Origin of the sequence: Aeromonas sp. R5-1, from assembly GCF_040908265.1 — a bacterium.
GTDB lineage: Bacteria > Pseudomonadota > Gammaproteobacteria > Enterobacterales > Aeromonadaceae > Aeromonas > Aeromonas caviae.
In genome coordinates this window covers 1-13,828 of record NZ_JBFODJ010000002.1, presented here as the reverse complement: position 1 = coordinate 13,828, position 13,828 = coordinate 1, and the positions used below count along the sequence as shown (strand labels likewise).

Annotated in this window: 13 protein-coding genes; 5 read left to right on the top strand and 8 right to left on the bottom strand. The window is 61.0% G+C overall.

Translation table 11 applies throughout. The features are described from left to right. The first annotated feature begins 101 nt into the window (after positions 1-101). Both AB5Y64_RS00080 and AB5Y64_RS00075 read left to right on the top strand, forming a co-directional pair. Positions 102-998 (top strand): DMT family transporter, encoded by an 897-nt coding sequence (locus tag AB5Y64_RS00080; protein WP_049636405.1) that lies wholly within the window; start codon positions 102-104, stop codon positions 996-998. A gap of 61 nt (positions 999-1,059) precedes the next feature. Continuing rightward, positions 1,060-1,257 (top strand): hypothetical protein, encoded by a 198-nt coding sequence (locus AB5Y64_RS00075; protein ID WP_161470688.1) that lies wholly within the window; start codon positions 1,060-1,062, stop codon positions 1,255-1,257. A gap of 72 nt (positions 1,258-1,329) precedes the next feature. On the opposite strand, the gene AB5Y64_RS00070 is transcribed toward AB5Y64_RS00075, so the two are convergent. Next, positions 1,330-2,628 (bottom strand): PAS domain-containing methyl-accepting chemotaxis protein, encoded by a 1,299-nt coding sequence (locus AB5Y64_RS00070; RefSeq protein WP_043156373.1) that lies wholly within the window; start codon positions 2,626-2,628, stop codon positions 1,330-1,332. A gap of 481 nt (positions 2,629-3,109) precedes the next feature. Then, a complete protein-coding gene (locus AB5Y64_RS00065; protein ID WP_043156375.1) occupies positions 3,110-3,535 on the bottom strand; it encodes a DUF4124 domain-containing protein in 426 nt (141 codons plus the stop codon). A gap of 270 nt (positions 3,536-3,805) precedes the next feature. Between AB5Y64_RS00065 and fabV the strand changes: the two genes are divergently transcribed. After that, positions 3,806-4,999: an enoyl-ACP reductase FabV gene (gene fabV / locus AB5Y64_RS00060; protein ID WP_041212832.1), complete on the top strand. Its 1,194-nt coding sequence runs from the start codon at positions 3,806-3,808 to the stop codon at positions 4,997-4,999. A gap of 163 nt (positions 5,000-5,162) precedes the next feature. Further along, positions 5,163-6,638: a YfcC family protein gene (locus tag AB5Y64_RS00055; protein WP_368203001.1), complete on the top strand. Its 1,476-nt coding sequence runs from the start codon at positions 5,163-5,165 to the stop codon at positions 6,636-6,638. A gap of 65 nt (positions 6,639-6,703) precedes the next feature. Here AB5Y64_RS00055 and AB5Y64_RS00050 read toward each other — a convergent pair whose 3' ends face one another. Then, positions 6,704-7,918, bottom strand: coding sequence for a pyridoxal phosphate-dependent aminotransferase (locus AB5Y64_RS00050; RefSeq protein WP_117403192.1), 1,215 nt, complete (start codon positions 7,916-7,918; stop codon positions 6,704-6,706). Positions 7,919-8,274: 356 nt separating this feature from the next. Between AB5Y64_RS00050 and AB5Y64_RS00045 the strand changes: the two genes are divergently transcribed. Continuing rightward, complete coding sequence (locus tag AB5Y64_RS00045; protein WP_010674028.1) at positions 8,275-8,484, top strand: DUF1653 domain-containing protein; 210 nt, start codon at positions 8,275-8,277, stop codon at positions 8,482-8,484. A gap of 59 nt (positions 8,485-8,543) precedes the next feature. Here the strand turns inward: AB5Y64_RS00045 and AB5Y64_RS00040 are convergent, their stop codons facing one another. The 5 genes from AB5Y64_RS00040 to AB5Y64_RS00020 form a co-directional block, all read right to left on the bottom strand. Continuing rightward, a complete protein-coding gene (locus AB5Y64_RS00040; protein ID WP_010674029.1) occupies positions 8,544-8,801 on the bottom strand; it encodes a GrxA family glutaredoxin in 258 nt (85 codons plus the stop codon). A 211-nt stretch (positions 8,802-9,012) separates the two neighbouring features. Further along, the gene (dacB, locus tag AB5Y64_RS00035; RefSeq protein WP_042017206.1) at positions 9,013-10,446 is read right to left on the bottom strand and encodes a D-alanyl-D-alanine carboxypeptidase/D-alanyl-D-alanine-endopeptidase; all 1,434 of its coding nucleotides are present in this window, start codon (positions 10,444-10,446) and stop codon (positions 9,013-9,015) included. Between the two features lie 87 nt (positions 10,447-10,533). Beyond that, the gene (locus AB5Y64_RS00030; protein WP_368203000.1) at positions 10,534-12,294 is read right to left on the bottom strand and encodes a DEAD/DEAH box helicase; all 1,761 of its coding nucleotides are present in this window, start codon (positions 12,292-12,294) and stop codon (positions 10,534-10,536) included. A gap of 121 nt (positions 12,295-12,415) precedes the next feature. After that, entirely contained in the window at positions 12,416-13,453 is a 1,038-nt protein-coding gene (locus AB5Y64_RS00025) for an HlyD family secretion protein (RefSeq protein WP_010674032.1), read from the bottom strand. 10 nt (positions 13,454-13,463) lie between these two features. Next, positions 13,464-13,733, bottom strand: a complete 270-nt coding sequence (locus AB5Y64_RS00020; protein ID WP_041201542.1) for a DUF3302 domain-containing protein — start codon at positions 13,731-13,733, stop codon at positions 13,464-13,466. Between the last annotated feature and the right edge of the window lie 95 nt (positions 13,734-13,828).

The window sequence follows — 13,828 nt, the reverse complement described above, 5'->3', positions numbered from 1 at the left end:
TCAAGCAATACATTCAAAACCAGCGGGGCTGACGCCCCGGCGAAATTCCCCTCCCACCTACGTCGGAGGGAGTCCCCTTTCGCATTTAAGATGGAGGCATTGTGCGCCCTTTACCCGCCCTGACGCTGACCCTGGCCATGCTGCTCTGGTCCAGCTCCTTCATCGCCCTCAAACATGTGCTGGAAATCTGGTCCTTCGGTCAGGTGCTCTTCATGCGGATGGGGGTGGCGTCCTGTTGCTGGCTGCTCTGCTACCGCCAGCTTGGCCGCGTCACTTACCAGAAGGGGGATTGGCGCTGGTTGGCCCTGATGGGGGCGCTTGAGCCCTGCCTCTACTTTCTTCTTGAAGTCAACGCCCTGCGTTACACCAGTGCCGGCCAGGCCGGTATGGTCTGTGCCCTGCTTCCCCTGATGGTGGCTCTGGTGGCCTTCGTGCTGCTTGGAGAGCGGGTGAGTCGCCGCCAGCTGCTGGGCTTTGCCATCGCCATCGTTGGCATCGCCCTGCTGGGGTTGGGGGAGGGCGCAGACGAGTTCGCCCCCAACGCCCTGCTCGGCAACAGCCTGGAGATGGGCGCCATGCTCTGCGCCGCCACCTATTCCGTGGTATTCAAGAAGCTCTCCAGCCGCTACGGCGTGATGACACTGACAGCGTTGCAGGCCTTCGTCGGCATGCTCTTCTTCGCGCCCTTTGCCTTCAGTGCGCCCTGGCCCGCGAGCTGGGCCTGGCAGGACATGGGGGTCATCCTCTTCCTCGGCGCCTTCGTGACACTTGGTGCCTACCTGCTCTACAACTGGTCGGTGACCCAGGTGAAGGTGACCCTGGCGGCTGCCTATGTGAACCTCATACCGGTCTTTACCCTGCTGCTCGCCTATCTGCTGCTGGGAGAGACGCTCACTGCCCTGCAATGGGTGGCCTGTGCCGCCGTGCTGGCCGGCATCGGGGTGGGCCAACTGCCGTCCGGCAGGAAGCGTGCGCAGGCAGTCGCCACCGGGGGATGAGTCGCCGTCATTGGGCTACAGTCTGGGCAGGGAAACACGCTGTCTAAGAAGGAGCCGACCGATGAGCGACATGCACTTGCTGGCCGCGGCCAAAAGCCTGTTGAACCATCCCCCCTTTACCCTGGCCGATGCCAGAGCCCTGGAGGCGCTGGAAGAGGAAGCTGTGGGGGAGGAGGGGCTCTGCATCGCCGCGCTATGGGACATCGCCCTCGCGCTGGCGGACGAGGAAGCCAGACACTATCTCCTGGGGGATGGCTGAGCGGGTGTCGGGTGGGCGGACAGCAATGACAACGGGGGGCCTGGGCCCCCCGTTGTCATTGGCAGCTGTCGCTCAGATGGAGAGGCTCTTGACGGTGTCCGACACCGAGTTGGCGTCCTCGATGATCTCCTTGATGACGTCGGCGATGATGGTGGCCTGCTCCTGACCTGCCACCGCCTTGTCGGAGACGACGGAGACGGTCTGGGTGATCTGGGAGGTGATCTCCGAGTTGTGCTTGATGACGGTGACGATCTCGCTGGTGGAGCTGGAAGTGCGCGCCGCCAGTTGCCTCACCTCGTCGGCCACGACCGCGAATCCCCGTCCCTGTTCCCCGGCGCGGGCCGCCTCGATGGCCGCGTTGAGGGCCAGCAGATTGGTCTGATCCGCGATGCCGCTGATGGTGGAGATGATGGATTCGATGCTCCTGGATTGCTGGTTGAGCTGCTCTATCTGTTTGCTGACCGCATTGACCGAGGTGTTGATGTGAGAGGAGGTGTCGAGCACCCTGTCGATGACCTCCCGCCCCCTGGCGGCGCTCGCGACGGTTTCGCTGGCGATGGCACACGCCTTCTGGGCCGCTTCCCGGGTGGAGATGGATTTCTCCACCCGCTCGGTGATGTCGCTCGCCAGCTTGATGATTTTGACCACCTTGCCCTCGTGGTTGAAGATGGGGTTGTAGGTGGCCTCCAGCCATATCTTCTCCCCCCGGTGACCCAGACGCATGAAAAGCCCGGACTTGATGTCACCCGAGCCGAGATCCTGCCAGAAATGGGGGTTGTTCTGGTAGAACTCGGTGTCACAGAAGAGACGATGATGCTTGCCGACCACCTCTTCCAGCCGGTAACCAAAGCAGTTGAGGAAATTCTGGTTGGCGGTGATGACGGTGCCATCGGGTTGGAAATCGATGACCGCCAGGGACTTGTCCAGGGCTGCCAGCAGGGCCTGGGTGCGCTCCAGGGTGGATTGCTGCTGGGTCACGTCGGAGGCGACCTTGGCGATCCGCACCACCTTGACGTCGATCACGATGGGGAAATAGGTCGCCTCCAGCCACACGGCCTTGCCGGATTTCGACTGGCGAATGAAGCGGCCGCTGCGGGAGACGCCGTGGCGCAGATCCTGCCACAAGGTCTCGTAATCCCGGGTATTGACGTCGTCGGGGAAGCAGAGGGTGCTGTGATGCTTGCCGATCACCTCGTCACGTTCAAATCCCACGATCTTGAGAAACAGCGCGTTGGCGAAGGTGACCACTCCCGCCGGGGTGAACTGGACGAAGGGGACCTGCAACTGGATAGCCTGTTCAAATGCCCCCAGCTCCACCACCCTTGCCGCTTGCTCACTGGCTTCCTTGCTTGCTTTTTGATTCCAGAACATGACAGCGCTCCTCCATGAGACCCTTGAATGGGATAACGACCAAATATGAGTAAATTAACAATAGCATTGCGTCCTGATGAGTCGTCATCGTACTCAAATTAACTTTTTATTTTTCAATGTTGATAAATAGCTTCTTAATTGTAGGGTCTCGTACCAAGGTTATTTATCTCGTGGACCGCTTTGGGCCCCAGGGAATATTGGCATGAAGGCGCCTCTTTTGGCACTGACAATTGTCACGATGCCCCTATATATCGCCCTCGTATGAACCCTGTGGCACGTCAGGGATCTCGGTGGGGATAAAGTTGAGTCTTCTGGAACGCGGTGAAATTAGGTGGCTACGGGGATCGGGAAAAAGCCGCTATCTGACTCTCTGGTGTGAGAAATAAACGGCCAAGGGTGTGAGTTTTTGGATATCCGGCATGTGTGAACCCGTGACGACATTGCCGCTTCGGTATATTTTCTGTCCCGAAACAGGGAGTGTTTATTTTGCCTGCAAGGTAGAGAGTTTCTGGTTCAGGGACTCAATCTCTTTCTGATATCGGGTAGTGACCGACTGCATCTCTGCCGAGACATTGCGGGATCTTGCCTTGTTCTCCGTGATCTGGGTCATCTCGTTGTTCATCTTCTGCTTTTTGGCCTCGATCTCGGTGCGCAGCGCCTCGGCCTGGCGTTGTTTCTGGCCGTTTGCCAGGCTCTGCTCTATCTCCCGGGTCTGGTTGGCCGCCTGCTCCACCGCCTCGGGGGAGGGGGTATAGACATTGAGTACCATGGGTTTGGCGTCGCTGCTGCAGGGGATGTCGCTGAAGGTGATCTGCCCATCGCGGGCGCATTGATAGACAGCCGCCTGGACAACGGGGACGTTGGCAAGCCCCAGGCAGGCGAGAGAGATGACCAGCATGCGTGACATAGACTCCTCCTTGAATCCTCTTCCTTGCACACTAGTACATGGCGCAAGGTCAGACAACGGCCTCGTTCCGGGTGTGACATTCCGGTCCTCACGTCGCCTCTCTCTGGTCCATGGCGGGGAGATCTCCTGCGCAATGGGTGTGCCATGGCGGCACAAAGCGACGGATCCCTGCCTGTTTCCCCGCAGTTCAACACATCAGAGCACCATAACGGGCCGCAATGAGGTATCTTATGCCCCGATTTCATCCATCAAACGGATAAGAGACAACACATGATCATCAAACCCAAGGTTCGCGGCTTTATCTGCACCACCACCCACCCGGTTGGTTGTGAAGCCAATGTTCGTCGCCAGATCGCTTACACCCAAGCCAAGGGCGCCATCGAGAATGGCCCCAAGAAGGTGCTGGTGATCGGCGCTTCCACCGGCTATGGTCTGGCCTCCCGCATTGCCGCAGCCTTCGGCAGCGGAGCTGCCACCATCGGTGTCTTCTTCGAAAAGCCGAGCTCCGAGACCAAGACGGGCTCCGCCGGCTGGTACAACTCCGCCGCCTTCGACAAGGCCGCCAAAGAGGCCGGCCTCTACGCCAAGAGCATCAATGGCGATGCCTTCTCCCACGAGTGCCGTGCCAAGGTGATCGAGCTCATCAAGCAGGATCTGGGTCAAATCGATCTGGTGGTCTACTCCCTGGCCTCTCCGGTGCGCAAGCTGCCGGACACCGGCGAAGTGGTGCGCTCCGCCCTCAAACCTATCGGCGAGGTCTACACCTCCACCGCCATCGACACCAACAAGGATCAGATCATCACCGCCACCGTCGAGCCGGCGAATGAGGAAGAGATCCAGAGCACCATCACCGTCATGGGCGGCCAGGACTGGGAGCTGTGGATGGCGGCTCTGCGCGATGCGGGTGTGCTGGCTGACGGCGCCAAGTCCGTGGCCTACTCCTACATCGGTACCGACCTGACCTGGCCCATCTACTGGCATGGCACCCTGGGGCGCGCCAAGGAAGATCTGGACCGCGCCGCCACCGCCATCCGTGGCGATCTGGCTGCCAAGGGGGGGACCGCCCACGTGGCCGTGCTCAAATCCGTGGTAACCCAGGCCTCCTCTGCCATTCCCGTGATGCCGCTCTACATCTCCATGGCCTTCAAGATCATGAAGGAGAAGGGCATCCACGAGGGCTGCATGGAGCAGGTGGACCGCATGATGCGCACCCGCCTGTACGGCGCCGACATGGCGCTGGACGAGCAGGCCCGCATCCGCATGGATGACTGGGAACTGCGTGAAGACGTGCAGCAGACCTGCCGTGATCTCTGGCCCTCCATCACCACCGAGAACCTCAGTGAACTGACCGACTACACCGGCTACAAGCAGGAGTTCCTGCGCCTGTTCGGTTTCGGCCTGGACGAAGTGGACTACGATGCGGACGTGAATCCGGACGTGCAATTCGACGTGGTCGAGCTGTAAGTCGGTCGTCAGCACAGACAGGGCCCTGCGGGGCCCTGTTTTTTTTGCAGCAGACTCAACCTGTTGCCTCAGGTTTATTATCCGCGATCACCTTTTTCCCCGAACAAACCCGCTAGGCTTGCGCTGTCCGGATCACAGACGGCATTGCCGAGGTACGGAAGCTATGACCACTCCACATGAAGCGCCCAAAAAGCGCCAACTCCCCACTGTCTATACCCTGCTTTTCATCATCATCGCCCTGATGGCGGCCCTGACCTGGGTGCTGCCGGCGGGCAAATACAACTACGTGACGGCCAAGACCCAGCAGCCGGTGGCGGCAGCCGCCGTGGCCGACTACAGCGGCGATGAGCGACTGTTGCCGGTGCCCGGCAGCTACACCGAGCTCCCCTCCCAACCGCAGGGGGTATTCGATGTGCTCAAGGCGCCCATCCAGGGCTTTCACAAGGCAGCCGACGTGGCGCTGTTCGTGCTCATCATCGGTGGTTTCCTGGCGGTGACCATGCAGAGCGGGGCGCTGGATGCCGGGGTGGGGGCCATCGTGCGCGGCTTTGCCGGGCGCGAGCGGCTGCTTATCCCCGTGCTGATCGCCCTGTTTGCCCTCGGCGGCTCCACCTTCGGCATGGCGGAGGAGACGGTGGCCTTCTGGGCACTGATCGTGCCGGTGATGATGGCGGCGGGCTTTGATCGCATGGTGGCGGCCGGGATTATCCTGCTTGGCTCCGGGGTCGGGGTGCTCGCCTCCACCGTCAACCCGTTTGCTACCGGCATCGCCTCCGGTTTTGCCGGCATTCCCATCGGTGAGGGGATTGGCCTTAGGGTTGTGCAGTGGCTGCTGCTGGTGATCTTCGCCTCCTGGTTCGTGATGCGCTACGCCAGGCAGGTGCAGCAGGACAAGTCCCGCTCCGTGCTGGCTGATATCGTTTATGACGACGAGTTCTCCCAGATGAAGAGCGGCAACCTCGCCTTCAGCGGCAAGCAGAAGCTCACCATGCTGGTCTTCTTCGGCACCTTCCTGCTGATGATCTATGCGGTGGTGCCCTGGTCGGATCTGGGCATCGATCTGTTGCCCACCCTGGGCTGGTGGTTTGACGAGCTCTCCACCCTCTTCTTCAGCGCCTCCATCCTGATTGCCCTCATCAACCGGATGCCGGAGTCCAACTACGTGGCGACCTTCCTCAACGGGGCGCGGGATCTCATCGGGGTTGCCCTGGTGGTGGCGGTGGCGCACGGCATCTATGTGGTGATGGAGCACGGCGTCATCATCGACACCATACTGCACTGGGCCGAGGGACTGGTGAGCGGGCTGTCGTCGTCGGTCTTCATCCTGATGGCCTATCTGGTGCACATCATCCTGAGCTTCTTCATTCCCTCCACCTCGGGGCTTGCGACCGTCTCCATGCCGTTGATGGGGCCGCTGGCGGACTTCTCCGGCATCTCGCGGGATCTGGTGATCACCGCCTATCAGTCCGCCTCCGGCTGGATCAACCTGTTCGCCCCCACCGCCGCTCACCTGGTGGCGGGGCTGGCGCTCGCCAGGATCCCCTACGATCGCTTCGTGCGCTGGGTGCTGCCCTTCATCATCGGGGCGGCTCTCATCACCATGGTGGTACTGGTGGCCGGGGCTCTGCTGCACGGCTGATGGCGCGGATAGAAAACGACAGACAACAAAAAGGCTCCCGCGGGAGCCTTTTTCATGAGCCTTGCTTACTGCTTGTAGCCCTTGAGGAAGCGGGCGAGACGGCCGATAGCCTCTTCCAGCTCCTCTTCCCGGGGCAGGAACACCAGGCGGAAGTGATCCGGTGCAGGCCAGTTGAAGCCGGTGCCTTGCACCAGCAGGAGCTTCTCCTGCTGCAGCAGGTCGAACACCATCTTCTGGTCGTCGCGAATGTCGTACACCTTGGGGTCGAGGCGCGGGAACATGTAGAGCGCCCCCTTGGGCTTGACGCAGGAGACCCCAGGGATCTCGTTCAAAAGCTCCCAGGCTTTGTCCCGTTGGCGACGCAGGCGGCCCCCCGGCAGGATCAGCTCGTTGATGCTCTGGTAGCCCCCAAGGGCGGTCTGGATGGCGTGCTGCATGGGCACGTTGGCACAAAGCCGCATGGAGGCCAGCATCTCCAGCCCCTCGATGTAGCCCTTGGCACGACCCTTGGGTCCGGTGATGACCATCCAGCCCTGGCGGAAACCGCAGGCGCGGTAGGCCTTGGAGAGGCCGTTGAAGGTCACCACCATCACATCGTCGCACAGGGTGCAGACGCTGGTGTGGGAGATGTCGTCGTAGAGGATCTTGTCGTAGATCTCGTCGGCGAAGATGATGAGGTTGTGCTGGCGGGCGATCTCGATCACTTCCAGCAGGAACTCGCTGCCGTAGACGGCACCGGTCGGGTTGTTGGGGTTGATCAGCACCAGGCCGCGGGTGCGCGGGGTAATGCGGGCGCGGATGTCGTCGAGATCCGGATACCAGTCAGCCCCTTCATCGCAACGGTAGTGCACAGCATGGCCACCGGAGAGGGTCACTGCCGCCGTCCACAGCGGATAGTCGGGGGAGGGCACCAGCATCTCGTCGCCGTTGTTGAGCAGCGCCTGCATCGCCATCACGATGAGCTCGCTGGCGCCGTTGCCGATGTAGATGTCGTCGATGTCGACCTTGCGCATCCCTTTTTGCTGGTAGTACTGCATTACCGCCTTGCGGGCCGAGAACAGCCCCTTGGAGTCGCAGTAGCCCTGGCTCTGGGGCATGTTGAGGATCACATCCTTGATGATCTCTTCCGGTGCATCAAAACCGAACGGGGCCGGGTTGCCGATGTTGAGCTTGATGATGCGGTGGCCTTCGTCTTCGAGACGGCGAGCTTCTTTATGCACCGGGCCGCGGATGTCATAGCAGACATCGTCGAGCTTGTGCGACTTGTCGATAGTGAACATGGTGACTGTGATTCCTTCCCCTGGGGGCGCGTTGGCAGAAAAGCTGTTTTTAGTATCAAATTTCTCTGCCCCTATTCTTCACAGAATTGAATGCTAGAACAATCTAATTTATGGAATAAATCCCTGATATTTACCACTGAAACAGGGTTGTCGAAATGTTAAATTCAGCATGATCGTTTGCCTCTCTTTGGTAGATCAGTGAAAGATGAGGAGCAGATTCATAAAGCAACATGAGTGTATTGAAATATCTCCCCCATCTGGCACGATTGGCTGGGGTAAAAAAGGCCCCGACCCGTCGGTCTGCCAGGGGAGCACGCAGGCACGGGGGCTCATCTTCCCGCTCTCGAGGTTCACTCATGCAGGCACCCGCCACCGGTCGCTACCGCCATTTCAAGGGGGGCTATTACCAGGTTCTGGCCCTGGCCTTGCACACCGAAACCCAGGAGCAGTTGGTGATCTATCAATCCGAACAGGATGGTCAGGTCTATGCCCGCCCCGTCGCCATGTTCATGGAGTGGATTGAACATCAGGGACAGGTGGTGAGCCGCTTCACGCCGGTGGCCTGAGGCAGACTTGGCGACATGAAAAAAGGCGCCAGAGGCGCCTTTTTTCATGGTGTCGGGGCTTACAGACCCAGATTGGCTCTGGCATAGGCCTCAAAATCGGTGCAGCCGCCGATGTGCTGCTCATCTAGGAAGATCTGCGGCACAGTGGTGACCGGCTTGCCCGCCTTGGCGGCGAGATCGTCCTTGGTCAGCCCGGCCACGTTGATATCCACGTAGCGGAACTCGAAGTCATCGCGCTCCTCGGTCAGTTGCTCGGCAATCTGCTTGGCACGCACGCAATAGGGGCAACCGGGACGACCAAAAATCTCTACAAACATCTTTTCTCTCCATTAAACAAGCCGTTGAAGAAGGCCATTGAGATGAGGCTGGGCACAGCATAGCCCTGGCGCCCTGTCAGTCAAAGCTGAAAATAGCGATGCTTACGTTCGCCATCTCCGATTGCACCCACTGCTGATGACGGCGCCAGCGTCCCTGTTTCGCCCCAAGGCCGGGGAATCGGGCCGCCTTGCCGGCAAGGCAGCCCGTCTATCACTGCTCGACGATCTGGATGGGTTGCTGCTGGTAGATGCTCTCCAGCACGCCTTTTTCGAAGACGGTCCAGGGCCAGGGCGCCTTGCTGGCGCGGTAGCGCTCGTGGGTTGCCGGATCCTGGGAGAGACCGCGCTGGAACATCACGAAGGCCTTGCGCTGGCCACCGGCGGTGTCGATGAAACCGGCGAGGTTCGAGGTACCTGTGATGGTACCGGTCTTGGCGTGCACCTTGTTCTTCATCATGGGGGCGGTGACGCTGCGTCGCCAGGCCAGGGTGCCGTCTACCTGGGAGCTTGGCAGCAGCTTGATGAAGTCGAGCTCGGCATCGTTCTTCTGGATGAAGTTAAGCACCGACAACATCTGGCGCGCGCTGATGAGATTGTGGGCGGAGAGGCCGGAGCCGTCGGCCAGGGTGGCGTTGCCAAGGTCAATGCCGTGCTTGGTCAGGATGGCGCGCACCGCCATGGTGCCGCTGCGATAGCTGCCCGGCTTGTTGTAGTAGTGACGCCCCACGGTTTTGAGGAAGGTATCGGCGTAGAGGTTGTCGGACTTTTTCAACATCTTGGCGAGCATCACCGGCAGGGAGACAGAGTAGTGGGTCGCCAGGGTCTGGGCACCGACAGGGGCCTGATGGGTGACCCGCAGCAGGCCGTCGTGGCTGATCCCGGCGCGGTTCATGGCCCAGCGGATGTTGTCCCAGCCCCAGGCCTCCACGTCATGGATGGCAAAGCGCAGCCCTTGTGGCTCCTTGTTCGGGGTGATGCAGCCCTTGAGCTCGTAGAAGTTGCCCTTGGCCATGTCTACTTCCAGAGCGCAGAACTGACGCGCCATGTCGCCATAGCTCATCACCTCCACGTTGTCGGCGCCGATGCCGATGGGCACGCCGGTGGCCACGTTGCCCACCGCAGGCTTGCCAATCTGGGTGGCGGTGATGGTGCCGTAGGCGCAGTTCTTGTCGATGATGACCGAGGAGACGGGAGCGGCGAAGCAGAGGGTCTGATCCCCCCAGGACCAGCCGTTGCCACGCTCATAGCCGTTGTAGGCACCGGTGTTGACATAGACGTTGCCCTGAATGCGGGTGACGCCCAACTGTTTGAACAGGGCAACCAGATCCATGCGCGACAGGGTCGGGTCGCCGACGAAGTTGATCCAGATGTCGCCGTTGATGGTGGTGCCCTGTTTGGCGCCGGGCTGGGCCTGGATGTCGGTGGCGAAGCGGAAGTCGGCACCGAGTTCGAGGCGTGCGGCGAGCGCGGTGAGCACCTTCATGGTGGAGGCGGGGGCTATCATGTCATCGGCGTGACGGGCAAATTCCACCCCGTTGTTGCCCTGTACGATGACGGCGTACTGGCCCCCCTTGGGCGGGGTCAGCGGGGCGGCGTGGACCGCCAGAGAAAAGAGAGCACAAAAACCAATCAACAGCCGCTGCATAGGATCCTCTAACTGAACGAAAGGGCGACATCATAAACCGCCCCGATAATCAAACCGGGTGACTGCCGGGTATCACCTGCCATGGGGTCAGGCCGGGGCGTTGGCAGTCCGGTAACGCCCCTCGTAATCGAATATTTTTTCCTTCACCTGCCAGAAGCGTCCCGACTTGCGGGCGATGACGAAATCCGGGTGACGGAACTGGTCTGCCGCGAGCATCACGCTCGCCAGGGTAGTGAATTCGGGCTCCAGGCCCGGGGCGGGCCAATGATGACGCACAAAGTGTTGTTGAAACAAGCGCTGTGCACCCCGGGAGTGAAAGGGGAAGTACTCCGTCAGGGTCAGGCCATCCTCGTCGTGGTAGGTCACCTCCAGCCGCTCCCCCTGCTTGCCGCGCCCGGCACTCAGGGTCAAACCGGCGCAGCGGATCACCATGCAGTCCTTGAGATTGAGGGCCTCCTTGAGCTTGTCGTCAGGGTCCACCAGCAGCTGGTCACAGCGTTGGCAGCGGCGGGCGGCGATGTCGTTTTCAGCACCGCAACCTGGGCAGATCTTGGCGCGAAAGCGGTAGTCGCACTCCTCGCGGTTGCCCTCGTCATCTTCAAACAGTCCCTGACAGCGGCGGCCGTAGTGCTCGATCACCTTGCCATCCTCGTCGGTCTTGCCCCAGAAGGTGTTGGCAAAGCCGCAGGCGGGGCAGGGCACCTGAACCGGCTCGGTGCCGGCGTGGGGCCTGGGCTCCCCCACTTCGGGGGCAAACAGGTTGAAGTTGTTGCCTGCGTAGTCGAGCACCAGGCAATCGCTCTTGCCGGGTGAGAGGCGCAGGCCCCGTCCCACAATCTGCTGATAGAGCGACACCGATTCGGTGGGGCGCAGCATCACGATGAGGTCGACGTGGGGGGCATCAAAACCGGTGGTGAGCACCGCTACGTTGACCAGAAACTTGAGCTCGCGCGCCTTGAAGGCACTGATTAGAGCGTCGCGCTCCGGTCCCGGTGTCTCGCCGGTGACGAGGGCGGCCTGCTGGCCTCTGGCACCGAGCAGGCCATGAATTTCCCGGGCATGCTCGACGGTGGCGGCGAAGATCATCACCCCCTGCCGGTCGGCCGCATACTCCAGCACCTGGCTCAGGATATGGGGGGTGACCCGCTCCTGGCGCTTGATCTCGCCGTTGAGCTGCGCCTCGCTGAACAGGCCGTTCTCCCGCGGCACCAGCTTGCTGAAGTCGTAGTGGACGATGGGGGCGTCCACCAGGCGCGGCGGGGTCAGGTAGCCGTTTTTCACCATGAAGCGCAGGGGCAGTTCGAACACGCAGTCACCGAACAGCCGCTCGCCGTGGCTCTTGACCATGCCGTGGTAGTGGCGCCGGTAGATCCAGCCCAGCCCCAGCCGATAGGGGGTGGCGGTGAGCCCGAGGATCTTGAGGGCCGGATTGGCGGCCTTGAGATGCTCGATCACCTGATGGTATTGGCTGTCGTCATCGAGCGAGACCCGGTGGCACTCGTCGATGATGAGCAGCGAAAAAGCCCCGTCGAAGGCATCCAGATTGCGCGCCACCGACTGTACCGAGCCAAACACCACCTGGGCGCTCGCCTCCTTGCGATCCAGCCCCGCGGCAAAGATGTCGGCCCGGAGTCCCCAGGCCTCGTACTTGGCGTGGTTCTGCTCCACCAGCTCCTTGACGTGAGCCAGCACCAGCACCCGGCCACGGGCCTTGCGGGCCAGTTCGGCGATCACTAGGCTTTTGCCGGCCCCGGTGGGCAGCACCACCACGGCGGGATCCGGGTGTTTGCGAAAGTGGCTGATGACGGCGTTGACCGCGTCGGTCTGATAGGGTCTGAGAACGAACATGGGGAACGGCTGTGGCGCAAGGTGGCGCCATTATAGGGATCTTGCGGGGAAAATGCAGCGAGGGGGGGCGTGCTGACAGGAAGCGGGCCGGCAAGATGCCGGCCCGTGCAGGTCAGGGAGCTCAGTGGAAGGGGAACAGGTAGTTGAGCCAGCTACCCATGCGCATCAGGATCTTGCGCATGATGGCCACGTGGTGGAAGTGCTCGGTATAGATGGCGGCCTGACCGCTGGAACCCGCGATCACCTGGTAGTTTGCCCACTCGGGATCGGTGATCTCGAGCACGATGGGCAGGCGACCCGGTACCTGTGCCGAGGTCTGATCGATAAGACCCGCCTGTGCCTGGATATTGCCCGGTGCCATGGCCGGGATAACGGACTGCACCTTGGCCTTGAAGATGCGGCCCGGAATGCCGTCGAGCACGACTTCGGCCTCGTCACCCGCCTTGAGCCGCTGCATGCTGTTCTGCCAGAACCAGCCGACATAGGCATTGGCATCTTCATGAATGAAGGTCATCACGGGGCGGAACATGAAGGGGGCGGCAATCATGCCCGGGCGCAATGCCAGTTGTACGACATGACCGTCACTCGGGGCGTAGACCACGGTCTGCTCCAGATCGTACTTGGCGATGTTGAGCTGGGCACCCAGGTCATTGAGGGTCGCTTTCTGCTGATCAATTTGGGCGACGATGTCATCCACGTTGGCCTGGGTGACGTCGAGGTCGCGCTGTTTGCCGATGCCCCGTCGCATCAGCTCCTGGGCGCGATCCCTGTCCAGGCTGGCGGATCGCAGGCGGGCGTCCAGAGCCTTCAGAAAATCGGTGTTGGAGGCGAGGCGCGCCGTCAGGCTGGCGACCTTCTCCTGGAAGGGCTCAGCGTCGATGCGAAACAGCACATCCCCTTTCTTGACCGGCTGGTTGGGCTTGACCGGGACGTCGGTGACACGCCCCTTGACCAGGGGCACGACCGGGGTGGAGACATAATAGTTGCGAGCCAGCTCGGAATAGGGGTGGTTGTAGTTCATCAGCATGATGAGTGTGCCGATGATGATGACGCCACCCAGTACGGCGGTCGGCACGGTCCACTTGTTGAGCGGGATCTTGAAGATCTTGAAAATACCTATGCAGAGGGCTGTATAGGTGAGAATAAGTAGCAGGTCCATGGGGCGTTACCTATTTGTCGGTCTGTTCGAGCGTGGTCATGCGAGCCTGCAGTGCTGCCAGCTCCTCTTTGAGTGCGCTGATCTCTGTCTCGTCATGTTGTAGGCGTTGCGAGAAGCCCCAGCCGCGATCGGGGCGATAAATCGTGGCCCAGATCCAGAGGAAGGGCCAGAGCACGTGCAGGGTGAACAGGCTGACCCAGCCTGCCACGTGAATGGCGTCCTGGTGGGGGTGATTACGGTGCTTGGCAATTTCATATGGAATATCGTGAATGACGATAATGCCATCTTAAATGCGAAAGGGGACTCCCTCCGACGTAGGTGGGAGGGGAATTTCGCCGGGGCGTCAGCCCCGCTGGTTTTGAATGTATTGCTTGA